Origin of the sequence: Haemophilus influenzae, assembly GCF_003494325.1 — a bacterium.
Classification (GTDB): Bacteria; Pseudomonadota; Gammaproteobacteria; order Enterobacterales; family Pasteurellaceae; genus Haemophilus; species Haemophilus influenzae_I.
In genome coordinates this window covers 96,321-112,489 of record NZ_QQIK01000005.1, presented here as the reverse complement: position 1 = coordinate 112,489, position 16,169 = coordinate 96,321, and the positions used below count along the sequence as shown (strand labels likewise).

Below are 16,169 nucleotides of genomic sequence, written 5' to 3'. Positions count from 1 at the left end.
TTTTTTCCTTTTTAAATCATAAATCAAAAACATTCTTATCGCGTAGAATATGGTCATTGCCTTTGCGACGTAAAAATCCCATTCGGTCGAAATATTCCATCAGTTGAACGGTAAGTTTACGTCCGAAATTCAATTTATCACGTACTTCATTTACGGAAACTTTTCCTTGTTCTTCTGCGATTTGTTTAATAAGTCTTGCATAAGCATAGATAGTTTCAGTTAAGAAAAATCTATCTTTCACGATTGGCGTGAGGTAACCCAATTTCCCAGCTTTATACATAAAATTACGCATAATTGATTCATCAATAGCGAGAGCATTTGCCATATCACGTACCCAAATGGCTTGACCGTTTGTTTTTTCAAATTCATTCAACACATTCCCCCAACGTTTTTGTTCTTCTTGGCTAAATTGGATTTTATGTTCGGGTAAGTGAAGCCAACCTCGAGTTTGCTGTAATCTTCCCTCTTCTAACATTTCATCAATAAAATGATTGATCAAGTTTTCAGGCTGGTTTAAGGCGGTCATTCGATATAATCTGGCTTTGCTTACACCAAGTTGATCATTATGTTGCTCGTGATAAGTATTAAGTGCGGTTAAAATTTGCTGCGTTTTTTCTTGTATGTAATTAGTATTAAAACACCAATCTTGATAACGTACGGCGCCACGTTCGGAAAGAGCTTGGTCGAGTTGCGTTTCTGTTAGTTGTTCCGTCCACATTAATTGGCGTGCTGTTGTCGCATTATGTTTAAGGGTAAGCGCAATACGTTGCGAAGCGTTCTCTGCCAATGCTAAATTCGCTAGGAAATTTAACCGCACTTCAGTACGTTTATGACGTTTTGGCGAGTTAATTTCCAATACTCGTGCGCCGGCAATTAAGGTTTTTGTATCGCCACTGCGTAAAATAAGTTTGTCTCCAAAAGCCAAGAATAATGGCGAATCTAATATGATTTCAGCTAAAGTGCGGTCATTTTTTGCGGCATTTTTTCCCTGTAATAAAGTGAGTTTACCCGTAGTGCGACTTGCGCCGTGATAAATATGCACTGGTTGGTTTTCATTTAATGGTACTTCAGCCAAAATTTGTACACTGATGCGATCTGTTGGTGGAAGTGGCTCATTCTGCAATAACCAATCACCTCGTTTCATTGATGTGCGGTCTAAATCAGCATTTAAATTTAACGCTAAACGTTGCCCCGCAATACCTTGTTCGCTTGATGTATTTTGTGCGTGAATCGCTTTTACACGAACTTTCTGTCCAGTGGAAAGGTAAATTTCATCGTTTACTTTCACTGTCCCTGAAAAGGCTGTGCCTGTCACGACGGTACCCGCCCCTTTTACGTTGAATACTCGGTCTATTGCGTAACGGAAAGGTTTCTGGGTATCAGATAATTCAGGTAGATTAGCTAAGTAATGACGTAATTCACTGATGCCTTGTCCTGTTTCTGCTGAGGTAACGAAGTAATTAGCATCACGTAAAAAACTATAATTTTGTTTAATTTCTTGGATTAACGATTCTATTTGCTCTAGATTTGTACGATCTGCTTTTGTGATGACAACAATAATTTCGTGGAATTGAAGCTGGCGTAAGATTGCTAAATGTTCTTTTGTTTGCGTTGCAACGCCTTCATCGGCAGCGACAATTAACATTACATAATGCACACCACCTAAGCCTGCCTGCATATTTGACAAGAATTTTTCGTGTCCCGGCACATCAATAAAGCCAAGCACTTTGTTTTCTAACGGCAGATAGGCATACCCTAAATCAATGGTCATACCGCGTTTTTTTTCTTCTGGTAAATGGGCGGTACTTTTGCCAGTTAATGCTTTTAATAATGCTGTTTTGCCGTGATCAACGTGACCTGAAGTAACAATAATCATAGTTCGTCCAATGTATTTAATAATGTTTCAATATCCGCAAGGCTACGTAAGTCTAGCCAAATTTTTCCGTTTTCCATTCGCCCAATAATAGGTTGAGAAAGTTGTTTAAAGCGAGCTGAAAGTGCGGAAAGTTTTACGTTTGTTTTTTCTGCAATAGTAACAGCCACGGAAGGGATTCTTTCCATTGGTTGTGAGCCACTACCGATTTGTGCTTGGCTATCTTCAATTTGAATTTCAAATTGTGAATTTAAGCGAGATTCTAACCGCTCTTTGAGACGCATAGCATTTATTTTGAGTTGTTCTAATGGTTGCGTGAGTAATCGCAAAGTTGGTAATTTTTCAGTTAATTTTTCAGGGTTTAAATATAAACGTAATGTGGCTTCTAAGCCTGATAAAATAACTTTATCACAACGTAATACACGCTTGAGTGGATGGGCTTGTAATTGTTCGATCCATGCTTTTTTACCCACAATAATGCCTGCTTGCACACCGCCAAGTAATTTATCGCCAGAGAAAGAGACCAAATCCACACCTTGTGCGACTTTTTCTTGCACGGTCGGTTCTTTTGGCAAGCCATATTGGCTTAAATCAACTAATGCACCGCTGCCTAAATCAGTTACTACGGGTACATTCATTTCTCGCCCTAGTTCGGTGAGTTCTTCTTCTGAAACTGAAGAGGTAAAACCACAAATTTGATAATTACTGCTATGCACTTTCATTAAAAAAGCCGTATTTTCAGTGATAGCATTACGATAATCTTTCGGGTGAGTACGATTAGTGGTGCCCACTTCTACTAAATGACATCCAGCTTGTTCCATAATATCTGGAATACGAAATGCACCGCCGATTTCAATTAATTCGCCACGAGAAATAATTACTTCTTTACCTTGAGCAAAGGTTGCCAGCATTAACAATACCGCAGCGGCGTTGTTATTCACTATACAGGCAGCTTCAGCACCTGTGAGTTTGCATAATAATTCACTGATGTAATTATCGCGATGACTACGCTTACCTTCATCTAAATCATATTCAAGCGAAACATTTTTTTGCATCGCAGAAAGTGCTGCCTGTTGTGCTGCTTCAGACCAAAGTGCCCGCCCAAGATTTGTGTGCAATACCGTACCTGTCAGATTATGCACCGCTTTGATTTGTACTTGGTTTTGTTTTTGTAGGCGAGAATGAATTTCTACAAAAGTGCGGTCAAAATTAGAAAAATATTCAGGAAGTTGATTGTTTTTTTTTATAAATTGACGAGCTTGGGTTAATAATTCTCGACATGTTGCCACGACTGCAGTGTGACCAAATTCGGTAATAAGTTGTAAGCCTTGAGGTGTTTTGAGAATTTTATCAACGGAAGGAAGTTGTTGAAAAAGTGCGGTCATTTTTGAATCCGTTTAAAATAACGTTGAATTGCCGATTAATTTACGCTAAAGTGATTGCAATTTCAACCACGGAGGGGCGTCATCTCCGGTGAGGTGGCAGGATTTCAAATCCTGTTGAGGACGCCAGCGTTCTTGGGTGGGTTCAACTCCCATTCCCCTCCGCCAATCCATATAAACCTTTGAATTTATCGCTAGGATATAATATTTACCCCACCATTTTCTTTAACTGATACAAATACGCCAAGGCTTGTTTAGGGCTTAAATCATCGGGATCCAGCTTTTCAATAGCCTCTCTTAGTGCATCTGTTTCTTGTTCAAACAATAATTCGCCCTGATTGTGATTGGCTTCACGCAACGCTTGAATTTGCTGTTCGGCTGAATAGCTTGAGTTTTTTTCTAATTGTGTCAATTTCTGTTTTGCTAGTTTAATGACGGATTGTGGCACGCCTGCCAAAGCCGCGACTGCCAAACCATAACTTTTACTTGCTGCGCCATCTTGTACGGCGTGCATAAAGGCGATGGTGTTGTTATGCTCAAGGGCATCTAAATGAATATTGGCGATGCTTTCTAGTTGTTCTGGCAATGCGGTTAATTCAAAATAATGGGTGGCAAATAATGTAAGCGAGCGGATTTTTTTGGCTAACCATTCTGCACAAGCCCAAGCTAAGGATAAGCCATCATAAGTGGATGTGCCACGACCGATTTCATCAATAAGCACGAGACTTTGCGCAGTAGCTTGATGAAGAATATTTGCCATTTCCGTCATTTCCACCATAAAGGTTGAACGCCCTGAGGCTAAATCATCAGACGCACCAATTCGAGTGAAAATACGATCAATCGGCCCAATTCGTGCGCTGTCTGCTGGCACAAAACTGCCGATATACGCCAGCAATGTAATTAATGCGGTTTGGCGCATATAAGTACTTTTACCGCCCATATTTGGCCCAGTGATAACTAATAAATGACGGTTGTGATTGAGCTCCACTGGGTTGGCGATGAAAGGATCTTTCAATACTTGTTCCACAACAGGATGGCGGCCATTTTCAATTTTCACGCTCACTTCATCACAGAATGTTGGCATCACGTAATTGAGGGTGTCTGCGCGCTCGGCAAGATTGACCAATACATCCAATTCAGAAAGTACGAGGCTAGCCAGTTGTAACGTGCCTAAGTGCGGTAATAATAAATCAAATAATTCATCGTAAAGTTGCTTTTCTAATGCTAACGCTGCGCCTTTTGATTTCAGCACTTTGTCTTCATATTCTTTGAGTTCAGGAATAATGTAACGCTCTGCATTTTTCAAGGTTTGACGGCGAACATAATGAATGGGCGCTTTATGCGCTTGGCCTTGGCTGATTTGAATGTAATAACCATGCACTGCATTAAAACCGATTTTTAACGTATCAATACCAGTGCTTTCACGCTCACGTTTTTCGAGATTTTCCAAATATTGAGTTGCGCCATCAGACAGCATACGCCATTCGTCTAACTCTGCATGGTAACCTTCAGCAATCACGCCACCATCGCGAATTAAAAGTGGAGGCGTTTCAATCAATGCACGTTGCAATAAATCGCATTGCTCGCTGAAATCGGCAATTTGGCTGAAAAGTGCGGTTAAAAATGGCGGTGTTTTTTGTTGCACAATCGCACGTAATGCTGGAATTTGTTCTAACGCCGTGCGTAAACGGGTGAGATCGCGAGGACGCGCTGAACGTAGCGCCACACGCGCTAAAATACGTTCCATATCGCCGACTAATTGCAAATAAGGTTGGAGTTCATCGACCAAATCAAAATTCAGAATTTCCGCAATCGCTTGTTGGCGTTGTTTTAATTTTTCCACATCACGAATAGGTTGGTGAATCCAACGTTTCAATAAGCGACTGCCCATTGGCGTAACGCATTTATCCAAGACAGACGATAGCGTATTTTCTGTGCCACCTGCAAGATTTTGTGTTAATTCAAGATTTCTGCGCGTGGCGGCATCTAACTGAATGCAGTCTTGATTTTGAATCAAGCTAATGCTTTGAATATGGGGTAATGCGGTACGTTGGGTTTCTTTTGCATATTGCAATAAACAACCAGCCGCACTTAAGCCTAGAGGGGATTTTTCCACACCAAAGGCGCGTAAATCTTTTGTGCCAAATTGGCGATTCAGTAAGGTAATGGCTGTGCTAAGTTCAAATTCCCAAATCGGGCGACGACGTAATCCCTTACAATGTTCTATGGCAGCCATTTCATTAAATTCTTCACAATACAGCAATTCCACAGGTGCAATACGTTGTAATTCCGCACGCAAAGTTTCTTTGTCCGCAGGTTCACAAAGCTGAAAACGGCCAGAGGTCATATCTAAAGTGGCTAATCCAAATTTTTCTTTCTCTTGATATACCGCAGCAATCAGATTGTCTTGGCGTTCAGGCAAAAGCGCTTCATCACTGACCGTACCGGGCGTAACAATTCGAACAATTTGGCGTTCTACTGGTCCTTTGCTTGCGGCAGGATCGCCAATCTGTTCGCAAATCGCCACAGATTCGCCTAACTGCACTAATTTTGCTAAATAACCTTCCACCGCATGATAAGGCATTCCTGCCATCGGAATGGGCTGTCCTGCAGATTGACCTCGTTTCGTTAAAGAAATATCCAACAATGCCGCCGCTTTTTTCGCATCGTCATAAAACAACTCGTAAAAATCCCCCATGCGATAAAACAACAAAATATCTGGATTCTCCGCTTTGAGTTTTAGATATTGTTGCATCATTGGCGTATGTTGTTGGAAGTTTTCTTCGGAAATCATCTAATTACCTGCTTTGAAACTGAATAAAGATAGGTTTTGTGGCGGCTATTTTAGGTGCCGAAAGGGGAAAAAGCTAGATAAAAAAAGTGCGGTGAAAATTTGTTGAGATTTTTTACCGCACTTTCAGTTGATATTTATCCTTTAAAGACAGGCAAATAGTCAAACATTGCTAGAAAATGGAAAATAGCCACAAAAACACCAAATAATACAATGAAGATTATTAAGCCATTTCCACCAAAAACTCGGAATGTTGTTGCTGCTGCATTTATTTTGCGAGATTTATAAGCAAGAAGTGCTGGAATTATGCAAGTCCAAATTGTCGCTACTGCGCCGGCATATCCAATGGCTTTTAAGAAACCCAATGGAAATAAAATTGACATAATTAGTGGTGGTAGGAAAGTCACAGCCCATGACTTTGTTCGTCCAATTTTGCTATTATCAAATTTGAAGAAATCAGCGAGATAATCGAATACACCTAATCCTACGCCAATAAAAGATGACAAAATTGCGGCGATAGAAAAGGCATTAATCATTTGTTTAACCGTGTTAGATTCTATTACTCTACCTAAAGCGTTAAGTAATATATCTAGATTGCCATCACTAGCTATTACAGGTGCAAATTGATTGCGAGGCAAATTTCCGAAAATTGAAAAAATCCAAAGTAAATAAAGAGTAAGAGCAATGGCTGTTCCACCTGAAATGGCATATTTAGCTTTTTTCTCGTCTCCATAATAGGCTCGCATAGTACAAACAGAATGATGGTAACCAAAAGATGTTAATGCAACAGGAAACATCCCTACCGCATATTTTGCATAGTTTGTATCTTTTCCACCAATATCTAATAAAGTATCTAAACTAATATTAGTTGCTAATCCATAAGTACTAAAAATAAAAGTAAACCCCATGAATACAATCAATAAAACAGATATTCTGTCTACAATGCGAGTGGAATGCCAAACAAAGAAGGAAAAGACTAATACAAATACAGTAGAGCAAATTGCCAATGTAGATGATCCAAAATCAATCCACGGTTTAATAAGGTTTTCTAGTATACCTCCAGATGCAGTGGTATAAGCATAAAGTAAAATACCCCCGACAAAATACACCGCAAGATTATTAATAGAATTGATAGTTGAACCGAGCATATCTTTAGTTACGGTACTAAATGATGCTCTTAAATCATAAGTAGAATAGGCCTCAAGTAATAACCAGCCTGATAATGTCATGATTATCATCGTTAAGCAAATTGCTAATGCTGACCATATTGTCCAAGCTCCAGCACCAGATGTTGGTAAACCAAGCATTCCAGCTCCGACGCAAACACTAGCAATAATACAGGCACCACCAAAAATGGAAGGTTGTTTTTTCATAGAACATCCTTATCAATAACAAATTATTGAGTTAGCTGTTGATAAAAAAATGCAGTTCAAAATGAACTGCATTTTTCGTGATATTATTCAACTTCTTTTAAACGTGCCGTAAAGTGGCGGAGAACTTTTGGTTCATAGGTAAAGGTTAAACCCTTAATATTCTCCGCATTTTCTTTCACTTTTTGGAACGCCTCAATAATGAAATCCATATGAGTTTGCGTATAAGTTGCACGTGGTACAGTTAGGCGTAAAAGCTCTGCTGGACATGGTAGTTGTTTACCCGTCTTCGGATCTCGCCCTAATAAAAATGAGCCAATTTCTACCGCTCTTATACCTGCAACTTTATAAAGTTCGCAAGAAAGTGCTTGTGCTGGGAATTGGTCGGCTGGAATATGTGGTAATAATTTACCCGCATCTACGAACGCAGCGTGGCCACCTGGTTGTTGGCAAAGCACACCAATTTTTTCTAAGCCTGCAACCAAATATTCAATTTGCGCAATACGATAAGCCAGCCATTCTTGGCGCATACCATCATGTAAGCCAACAGCCAAGCGTTCCATTGCACCACCTTCTAAACCACCATAAGTAGGGAACCCTTCTTGCACAACACAAAGCGTTCTACATTCGTGATAAACTTCCTCCATTGATTTATCTTTAAACGCTAAAATACCCCCCATTGGCACCATAGCATCTTTTTTGGCGGACATCGCTAAACCGTCAGCATAGCGATAGCTTTCGTAAGTAATTTGTTCAATAGTCCAGTCTTTATAAGCTTCTTCACGTTGTTGAACAAAATAGGCGTTTTCTGCAAAACGAGCTGAATCCATGATGACTGGAATATCGTATTTACGCGCAATTTCATACATGCCTTTTAAGTTTGCAATAGAAACTGGCTGACCACCCGCAGAGTTACAAGTAATGGTACATACAATGTAAGGTACATTATGTGCTCCCGCCTCTTGAATGCCTTTTTCTAATTTTTCTAAATCGAAATTACCCTTAAATGGATGTTTTGCTGTTGTATCAAATGCCTCTTTGATATAAACATTGCGAACCGTTGCCCCATTAATTTGGCTATGTCCTTGTGTGGTATCAAAGAAATAGTTAGAGAAAACCACCATTTTGCTGCGATCTAAACCTTTCTCACGTTCACGTTTAGCAATCAATACTGGAATATAAATTTGTTCAGCACCGCGGCCTTGATGAGTAGGAATTGTATATTCATAACCAAAAATATCTTTCACTGCTTTAGCTAACGCATAATAACTGCGACTGCCACTATAGGCTTCATCGCCACGTAACATTGCAGCTTGCATATCTTGTGTAACGGCACCAGTACCGCTATCTGTAAGTAAGTCAATGAAAATATCTTCACTATCCAATAAAAATGGATTCATGCCTGATTTTAAGATCGCTTGCTCACGATACTCACGAGTAGTTCTTTTTACTGGTTCAATAACACGAATGCGGAAAGGTTCAGGTAAATGTTTAAAATTTTCCATAGCAAAATCCCCAAAAATTAATTTGCTTAGTTTAAATAAAAAATGATTTTCTAAAATGAAAACACTTTGATGGTTAATAAGAAAGGATTAATAAATTATGGGAAAATAAAAAGATAATCTTGGATCAACAAGAACCCAAGTTTGGTTAGGAGAAAGCAAGTTGAGCATATTAAACTCCTTTTAAGAGAAGAGAAACTTAATAAAACTTAACACTGACTTCTAACTACGAAGCATTATCAGAATAATATAAAATTTAATATTGTCATCTATTATTTTTTTATTTTGTGATATTCCTCACAGAATATTTTTAATAAAAAAGTGCGGTAAAAATTTGTTGAGATTTTTTACCGCACTTTTTACAGGAAGATTAATGTCTTGGTAGGTAACGTACTGGATCCACTGATTTACCTTTATAGCGAATTTCAAAGTGGAGTTTCACGGTATTTGTACCAGAGCTACCCATTTTTGCGATGTCTTGACCTGCTTTGACTTCTTGTTGATCGGCGACAAGAATTTTGTCGTTATGCGCATAGGCACTTAAAAAATCATCATTATGTTTGATGATAATTAAATTACCGTAACCACGTAAAGCATTGCCTGCATACACTATTCGCCCTGCTGCAGCCGCTTTTACAGCTTGTCCTCGTGAACCACTAATATCAATTCCTTTATTACCGCCATCTGTGCTTGAGAAACCTTGAATAATATTACCTGAAGTCGGCCATTGCCACACAACATTTGAGGCGATTGGCGCAACAACATTGGAATTAATTGGTGTGCTATTCGCATTATTTACAGATGATGTAACCTGTGTTGATGAAGTTGCCACAGGTACACTAGGCGATGTGCCAGCCTCTGATTTAATTGGGCCAATAATAGTACCGTCAGATCCTATTTGAGTACCGTTTGCGCCCGGAGTATAAGTGACTGCTGGTTTAACTGGCGTTGCTGTTGATGCTGTGACTGCAGGTTGTTTTACAGAAACCGTTGTAGTAACCGTTTTTATGTCACAATTAGAAATCTTTAAAACTTGCCCTAAACTTAAATTATAAGGTTCGGACAGGTTATTCAACGCCGCCAATTCTTTTACATCAATCCCCGCCAAGTAAGCGATTAAGAACATTGTATCGCCTTTGTTTACTTTATAGGTATTGCCTTTGTAAGAGCCTTTTGAGATTTTGCTGTAATCTGGCGCATTGGTATTTGGATTACGTGGGATATTAATATGCTGTCCATCTACACAATCAGCGACTGTTTTGGTAACTGTTTTTGTTTGTACTGTCGGTGCGCTAACTACGGTTTTCGGAGAGGGTTGAAATGCAGGTTGTGCAGGTGCTGTTGGCATTGTTGGTTGTTGATTAATCGGTTGAAAATTTGGTTGTGGCGTGACCATATTTCCCATTGTAGGTAATGAATTTTTTTGAATTTCAGGTTGCCAAGCACCACCTACATTACTGCCATTTACAGATTGTATTACACTAGGGGAAAGATTTCCATCTGCATCAGAAATAGGTGCAGGAGAATTAGAGGTACAAGCCGATAATACAACAAGACTCAAAGGGAGTAAGAGAAACGATTTTTTCATAGTTATTCCTTATTGTTCCTTTATTATTTCATTTGTGTTGGTATCGTATTTTTTTGAATTTCTGGCATAAAACTACCGCCAGCAACGGCACCTGTGCCTTCTACTGGTTGCATAATGCCATTTGGTAATGCGTCTGGATCTTTAACTGGTTCAGATGCACATCCAACCAAAAGAAATCCAGCTACTAAAACAAGACTTAATTTGTTCATTTTCTATCCTAATTTTTCAGTATAAAATAAGCGATTATAGCCAGTACAACCACTGACCAGCCAATAATTTCGATAGATTTTCGCAATTTTGCTGCGAATTTTTCACCGCCCCATGCAGCTAATTTTGCTACTAGCAAGAAACGCGCTAAACGTGAAACAAATGCGGTGATGACAAAAGGGAAAAATGCCATTTGCATAACGCCAGAACAGAGCGTAAACACCTTGTAAGGAATTGGGCTAAACCCTGCCACAAACACAACTAATACACCCCATTGCTCAAACCAATTTATGGCTTTTGCCCAATGCGCAGCATATCCCCATTGTTGCACAATGTTTTCCACCCAATCCGTTGCATAAAAACCGATAGCATAACCGATAATTCCGCCGATTACAGACGCAATTGCCGTATAAAATGCAAATTTCACCGCACCTTTTGGCTTTGACATAGACATTGGGATCAACATTACATCGGGCGGAATAGGAAAAAATATCGCCTCGATAAAACTTACAAAAGAGAGCCAAAAAACAGCAAAACGATGTTTTGACCATTCCATCGTTTTATCGTACATCGTGCCGAAAATTTTCATATTTTTCTCTATTTGGTAAATTCCTGCTCTAACCAATTTTGCAAAGAAAGCAATGAATGATATGCGGTAAGATCCGCTTGAATTGGTGTGATAGACACATAACCATTCTTCACGGCATAAAAATCTGTTCCTTCGCTTTCATCTTCGGGTAATGCTGAAGGGCCAATCCAATAAATGGTTTCATCACGAGGATCCCTTTGTTTAATGACTTCAACGGAAGATGAACGATAACCCAAGCGACAAACCTTGTAGCCTTTTAATTCTTCAAAAGGCAAATCAGGCACATTGATATTAATAATTTCACGAGGGTTTAATAATTGATGATGTAATTTAGGAATGAGATCACACACCACTCGTGCCGCTGTTTCATAATACTGACGACCATCTAACGAAACTGCAATAGCAGGCAAACCTAAATGACGACCTTCAAGGGCTGCAGCTAATGTGCCTGAATAAATCGTATCATCACCCATATTACAACCTGCATTAATACCTGATACCACTAAATCCACTTGACCAGATAAAAATCCATTTAACGCTAAATGTACGCAATCTGCAGGTGTGCCATTTACACAATAATCGCCATTATCTAAATGGCGTGGGCGTAATGGCTCAACCAATGTGAGCGAGCTTGATGCTGCACTTCGATTACGATCGGGTGCAACAATAATGACTTCTGCAATTTTTCTTAATTCCATTGCCAAAACTTGAATGCCTTCCGCGTGAAAACCATCATCATTACTAACTAAAATTCGCATTATATTTCCTTATTCTTCTGTATAATTTACTAACTCACGAACTAATGCCGTGGCATAACTGCCTGCTGGCAAATAAAATTTTAAACGCAAGCCTTCTGGCTCAAATGCCCAAGAAAACCCTTTTGCTTTCATTAACAATGGGCGACGCGCAGCCTTCATTCTTTCTTGTTTCATTAAAGAATCGAAAACTGAATGTTGATTTACGATTTCATTTTCAATCTCACTCGCCACCAAAATATCTTCGCCAATTAAAGGGGCAGTAAGCAAAATATCTTGATTTTCTAACCGCACTTGCAAGGCAGTTAAGTCTTCTTTTTCATCCGCTTTGAACCAACTATGCGAACCTGCTAATTGCACAATATCATTTGGCAACACTTGATTTGTTGCGCTCTTTTCGATACGCGCAGCCACAACTAAATTAAAAATTTCACTGCGCGTGGCGGAAAGATAAAAACTGCGTTTTTTGCGATCTTTTACCTTGATTTCCCCTTGAGCCCAACGCAATGCTTGCGTGAGGTTATGGCCATCCCGACCAAAACGTTGTTCCGTAAAATAATTGGGGAAACCAAAATTTGCCACAAAATCCAACCGCACTTTAAGCTCATCAGATTCTTCTGCACCACGTAATAAAATATCGAAATAATTTCCTTCAAGGCTACCCGTGCGAATTTTTCGGTTATGTCGAGTAACCGTTAAAATCTCTACGCCATCTAATTCAAATTGACTGAAATCGGGCGTTTCCATTCCTGGCATTTGCAAGCAAAACCATTGTTCTGTCACCGCTCGACGATCTTTCAACCCTGCATATCCCATATTGCGTTCAGAAACACCAGCAAATTTAGCTAATTTTTCGCCAACAAATAAGGTGTTGCAATCTGTTTTGCGTACATACAATGCAACAAACTCTCCATCGCCCGACATTTCATAGCCTAAATGCTCTTTTACAATAAAATCCGCGCATTCAGCCTTTAAAAGTGCGGTGGTTTTTGGCGGAGTTTTTAATGCTAAATAAGGGAGTTGTTCGAGCATAGTTAAGGGCTCTTTTTTATCGAAAATAATTGTGCGAAATTCTATGCGACTTTTGGTGATTTATCCACTAAAATAACCGCACTTTTGTTCTTGTTGAAGGATTTTATTATGTCAAAATTGGCTGAATTACAAGCAGAAACCCGTGAAATTATCGAAGATTTACTTAATGATGGCAGTGATCCAAATGCGCTTTACATTATTGAGCATCACATCGCACACCACGATTTTGATTTGTTAGAAAAAATTGCGGTTGATGCGTTTAAAGCGGGCTATGAAGTTTCCGAAGCGGAAGAATTTAAAGATGATGACGGTAAACCAATTTTCTGTTTTGACATCATCAGTGAAGTAGAATTAAAAGCTGAAATTATCGATGCACAACAAAAAGAAATCCTTCCATTGTTAGAAAAACATAAAGGCATTTATGATGGTTGGGGCACCTATTTTGAAGACCCAAATGCCGATGAAGATGAATACGGTGACGATGGGGAATTTTTTGATGATGAAGATGAAGAAGAGCCTCGTGTTCATTAATCCGTAAAGTCTTGCGCGCGGAATAATTTTCGCTACAATGGTACGACTTTTTTAACGGATTTTTTTATAAGGAAAACATAATGAAAGTAGAAAAAAATGTAGTGGTGAGCATTTCTTACCAAGTTCGCACACAAGATGGCGTATTGGTCGATGAAGCTCCAGCAAATCAACCACTAGAATATTTACAAGGTCACAATAATTTAGTAGTCGGTCTTGAAAAAGCACTTGAAGGTAAAGAAGTTGGCGACAAATTTGAAGTACGTGTACAACCTGAAGAAGGTTATGGTGCGTACAGCGAAAATATGGTTCAACGTGTACCAAAAGATGTATTCCAAGGTGTTGATGAACTTGAAGTCGGTATGCGTTTCTTAGCGGATACTGACATTGGCCCAGTTCCAGTAGTGATTACTGAAATCGATGGCGATGAAGTTGTAGTTGATGGAAACCATATGTTAGCGGGTCAAGAATTACATTTCACCGTTGAAGTTGTTGCAGCGCGTGAAGCAACGTTAGAAGAAATTGCTCACGGCCACGTTCACGGTGCGCACAGCCACGATGATGACGAAGAAGGTCACGGTTGTGGCTGTGGTGGTCATCATCACGAACATAATCACGAACATAATCACGGCAGCTGTGGTTGCGGCGGTCACTAATTAAAACAGCTCAAAAATTTACCGCACTTTGGCAATGAAGTGCGGTATTTTTTATGAAAAAACCGACAAAATGCACTGAAAATATTGGATCCTAACGAACTTCTCGGTAGACTATAGTGCAATTTACTTAGAAAATTTTAACCCCTTAAAATGAAGAAAAAATCGCTAAAACTCACCGCACTTTTTTTAGCATTAAGTTGCTTTCCCGCATTTGCTGAACAAACTGTTGATATTGAAGTTCAAGGCATTCGTGGTTTCCGTGCTGTGCGTAATACAGATCTCAATGTTAATTTGATTAATAAAGAAGAAATGGATGGCTCCGAACGCTATCAACATTTGGTAACCAAAGCCGTGGATCGTGGTTTGCGTGTGTTTGGTTATTATGAATCTTCCGTGCGTTTTGAACGAAAACAGCGTCAAGGCAAACGCGATTTATTGATTGCTCATGTTACACCAGGCGAGCCAACAAAAATTGCGGGGACTGATGTGCAAATTGAGGGGGAAGCCGCACAAGATGAAAATTTTAATGCATTGCGTAAAAACTTACCGAAAGATGGCGTTTTGGTTGAGCACCAAACTTACGATGATTACAAAACAGCGATTTCACGTTTAGCATTAAATCGTGGGTATTTTGATGGGAACTTTAAAATTTCACGTTTAGAAATCAGCCCTGAAACCCATCAAGCATGGTGGCGAATGTTATTTGATAGTGGTGTCCGTTATCATTATGGCAATATTACTTTTAGCCATTCACAAATTCGGGATGATTACTTAAATAATATTCTTAACATCAAATCTGGTGATCCGTATTTAATGAATAATTTGTCGGATTTAACCAGCGATTTTTCATCTTCAAATTGGTTTAGCTCAGTATTAGTTCAGCCTAATGTTAATCATAAAAGCAAAACTGTGGATGTGGAGATTATTCTTTATCCACGTAAAAAAAATGCGATGGAACTGGGTGTGGGCTTTGCTACTGATGGCGGCGTTCACGGACAAATAGGCTGGACAAAACCTTGGATTAATAGCCGTGGACATAGTTTGCGTTCAAATCTTTATCTCTCTGCACCAAAACAAACTCTAGAGGCAACTTATCGAATGCCACTGCTTAAAAATCCATTAAATTATTACTATGATTTTGCCGTCGGTTGGGAAGGGGAAAAAGAGAATGATACCAATACGAGAGTGCTTACGTTGTCAGCGTTACGTTATTGGAATAATGCGCATGGTTGGCAATATTTTGGCGGACTTCGTATGCGATACGACAGTTTTACACAAGCGGATATCACTGATAAAACCTTACTTCTTTATCCAACTGTTGGATTTACTCGTACTCGATTACGTGGTGGTTCCTTTGCCACTTGGGGCGATGTGCAAAAAATTACTTTTGATTTAAGCAAACGAATTTGGCTATCAGAATCTTCTTTTATAAAAGTGCAAGCATCTAGCGCGTGGGTTCGTACTTATGCAGAAAATCATCGTATCGTTGCTCGTGCTGAAATCGGGTATTTACATACAAAAGATATTGAAAAAATTCCACCTACACTGCGTTTCTTTGCTGGTGGCGATCGTAGTGTGCGCGGTTACGGCTATAAAAAAATTGCGCCTAAAAATAAAAACGGAAAATTAGTTGGTGGTTCGCGATTGCTTACCACTTCTTTAGAATATCAATATCAAGTCTATCCAAATTGGTGGGCAGCAACTTTTGCAGATAGTGGATTAGCTGCCGATAATTACACAGCAAAAGAGCTGCGTTATGGCACAGGCGTTGGTGTGCGTTGGGCATCGCCAGTTGGTGCGATTAAATTTGATATTGCCACACCCATTCGTGATAAAGATAACAGCAAAAATATTCAATTTTACATTGGACTTGGTACAGAAATTTAAGGTGAATTT

14 protein-coding genes and 1 tRNA gene are annotated in these 16,169 nt (G+C 39.4%); 4 read left to right on the top strand and 11 right to left on the bottom strand.

The genetic code is table 11. The features are described 5' to 3' along the window. Positions 1–16 precede the first annotated feature (16 nt). Both selB and selA read right to left on the bottom strand, forming a co-directional pair. Positions 17–1,876, bottom strand: a complete 1,860-nt coding sequence (gene selB / locus DV356_RS08620; protein ID WP_118806840.1) for a selenocysteine-specific translation elongation factor — start codon at positions 1,874–1,876, stop codon at positions 17–19. Further along, positions 1,873–3,258 carry an L-seryl-tRNA(Sec) selenium transferase gene (gene selA, locus DV356_RS08615; protein ID WP_118806839.1) on the bottom strand — a complete coding sequence of 462 codons (1,386 nt, stop codon included), beginning with the start codon at positions 3,256–3,258 and terminating at the stop codon, positions 1,873–1,875. The genes selB and selA overlap by 4 nt, the downstream gene beginning before the upstream one ends. Before the next feature lie 70 nt (positions 3,259–3,328). On the opposite strand from selA, the gene DV356_RS08610 reads away from it, so the two are divergent. Then, positions 3,329–3,423: transfer RNA gene (locus DV356_RS08610), tRNA-Sec, on the top strand. A 40-nt stretch (positions 3,424–3,463) separates the two neighbouring features. On the opposite strand, the gene mutS is transcribed toward DV356_RS08610, so the two are convergent. The 9 genes from mutS to truD form a co-directional block, all read right to left on the bottom strand. Further along, the gene (gene mutS / locus DV356_RS08605; RefSeq protein ID WP_118802684.1) at positions 3,464–6,049 is read right to left on the bottom strand and encodes a DNA mismatch repair protein MutS; all 2,586 of its coding nucleotides are present in this window, start codon (positions 6,047–6,049) and stop codon (positions 3,464–3,466) included. A gap of 134 nt (positions 6,050–6,183) precedes the next feature. Further along, the gene (locus tag DV356_RS08600; protein WP_038439561.1) at positions 6,184–7,419 is read right to left on the bottom strand and encodes an aromatic amino acid transporter; all 1,236 of its coding nucleotides are present in this window, start codon (positions 7,417–7,419) and stop codon (positions 6,184–6,186) included. 83 nt (positions 7,420–7,502) lie between these two features. After that, entirely contained in the window at positions 7,503–8,921 is a 1,419-nt protein-coding gene (tnaA, locus tag DV356_RS08595; RefSeq protein WP_005658448.1) for a tryptophanase, read from the bottom strand. 87 nt (positions 8,922–9,008) lie between these two features. Next, the gene (gene tnaC / locus DV356_RS10040) at positions 9,009–9,089 is read right to left on the bottom strand and encodes a tryptophanase leader peptide (RefSeq protein ID WP_074031114.1); all 81 of its coding nucleotides are present in this window, start codon (positions 9,087–9,089) and stop codon (positions 9,009–9,011) included. Between the two features lie 199 nt (positions 9,090–9,288). After that, entirely contained in the window at positions 9,289–10,506 is a 1,218-nt protein-coding gene (gene nlpD, locus DV356_RS08585; RefSeq protein ID WP_005664805.1) for a murein hydrolase activator NlpD, read from the bottom strand. 23 nt (positions 10,507–10,529) lie between these two features. Beyond that, positions 10,530–10,715: a hypothetical protein gene (locus DV356_RS08580; RefSeq protein ID WP_005654318.1), complete on the bottom strand. Its 186-nt coding sequence runs from the start codon at positions 10,713–10,715 to the stop codon at positions 10,530–10,532. 8 nt (positions 10,716–10,723) lie between these two features. Then, positions 10,724–11,302, bottom strand: coding sequence for a YqaA family protein (locus DV356_RS08575; RefSeq protein ID WP_118806838.1), 579 nt, complete (start codon positions 11,300–11,302; stop codon positions 10,724–10,726). An 8-nt stretch (positions 11,303–11,310) separates the two neighbouring features. Continuing rightward, the gene (gene surE / locus DV356_RS08570) at positions 11,311–12,060 is read right to left on the bottom strand and encodes a 5'/3'-nucleotidase SurE (protein ID WP_118806837.1); all 750 of its coding nucleotides are present in this window, start codon (positions 12,058–12,060) and stop codon (positions 11,311–11,313) included. A gap of 9 nt (positions 12,061–12,069) precedes the next feature. Continuing rightward, on the bottom strand, positions 12,070–13,089 hold the full coding sequence (gene truD, locus DV356_RS08565) for a tRNA pseudouridine(13) synthase TruD (protein WP_118806836.1): 1,020 nt from the start codon (positions 13,087–13,089) through the stop codon (positions 12,070–12,072). A 108-nt stretch (positions 13,090–13,197) separates the two neighbouring features. Here truD and rraB point away from each other — a divergent pair, with 108 nt between their 5' ends. The 3 genes from rraB to tamA all read left to right on the top strand — a co-directional run bounded on the left by rraB (position 13,198) and on the right by tamA (position 16,160). Then, the gene (rraB, locus tag DV356_RS08560; protein ID WP_077643965.1) at positions 13,198–13,620 is read left to right on the top strand and encodes a ribonuclease E inhibitor RraB; all 423 of its coding nucleotides are present in this window, start codon (positions 13,198–13,200) and stop codon (positions 13,618–13,620) included. 80 nt (positions 13,621–13,700) lie between these two features. Continuing rightward, positions 13,701–14,273 carry a peptidylprolyl isomerase gene (slyD, locus tag DV356_RS08555; RefSeq protein WP_011272175.1) on the top strand — a complete coding sequence of 191 codons (573 nt, stop codon included), beginning with the start codon at positions 13,701–13,703 and terminating at the stop codon, positions 14,271–14,273. A 150-nt stretch (positions 14,274–14,423) separates the two neighbouring features. After that, positions 14,424–16,160 carry an autotransporter assembly complex protein TamA gene (gene tamA / locus DV356_RS08550; RefSeq protein WP_116973039.1) on the top strand — a complete coding sequence of 579 codons (1,737 nt, stop codon included), beginning with the start codon at positions 14,424–14,426 and terminating at the stop codon, positions 16,158–16,160. The last annotated feature ends 9 nt before the right edge of the window (positions 16,161–16,169 follow it).

Bases quoted from the DNA above. Each gene is read 5' to 3' on its own strand.
- selB (WP_118806840.1), bottom strand. From the start codon at position 1,876: ATGATTATTGTTACTTCAGGTCACGTTGATCACGGCAAAACAGCATTA.
- selA (WP_118806839.1), bottom strand. From the start codon at position 3,258: ATGACCGCACTTTTTCAACAACTTCCTTCCGTTGATAAAATTCTCAAA.
- mutS (WP_118802684.1), bottom strand. From the start codon at position 6,049: ATGATTTCCGAAGAAAACTTCCAACAACATACGCCAATGATGCAACAA.
- DV356_RS08600 (WP_038439561.1), bottom strand. From the start codon at position 7,419: ATGAAAAAACAACCTTCCATTTTTGGTGGTGCCTGTATTATTGCTAGT.
- tnaA (WP_005658448.1), bottom strand. From the start codon at position 8,921: ATGGAAAATTTTAAACATTTACCTGAACCTTTCCGCATTCGTGTTATT.
- tnaC (WP_074031114.1), bottom strand. From the start codon at position 9,089: ATGCTCAACTTGCTTTCTCCTAACCAAACTTGGGTTCTTGTTGATCCA.
- nlpD (WP_005664805.1), bottom strand. From the start codon at position 10,506: ATGAAAAAATCGTTTCTCTTACTCCCTTTGAGTCTTGTTGTATTATCG.
- DV356_RS08580 (WP_005654318.1), bottom strand. From the start codon at position 10,715: ATGAACAAATTAAGTCTTGTTTTAGTAGCTGGATTTCTTTTGGTTGGA.
- DV356_RS08575 (WP_118806838.1), bottom strand. From the start codon at position 11,302: ATGAAAATTTTCGGCACGATGTACGATAAAACGATGGAATGGTCAAAA.
- surE (WP_118806837.1), bottom strand. From the start codon at position 12,060: ATGCGAATTTTAGTTAGTAATGATGATGGTTTTCACGCGGAAGGCATT.
- truD (WP_118806836.1), bottom strand. From the start codon at position 13,089: ATGCTCGAACAACTCCCTTATTTAGCATTAAAAACTCCGCCAAAAACC.
- rraB (WP_077643965.1), top strand. From the start codon at position 13,198: ATGTCAAAATTGGCTGAATTACAAGCAGAAACCCGTGAAATTATCGAA.
- slyD (WP_011272175.1), top strand. From the start codon at position 13,701: ATGAAAGTAGAAAAAAATGTAGTGGTGAGCATTTCTTACCAAGTTCGC.
- tamA (WP_116973039.1), top strand. From the start codon at position 14,424: ATGAAGAAAAAATCGCTAAAACTCACCGCACTTTTTTTAGCATTAAGT.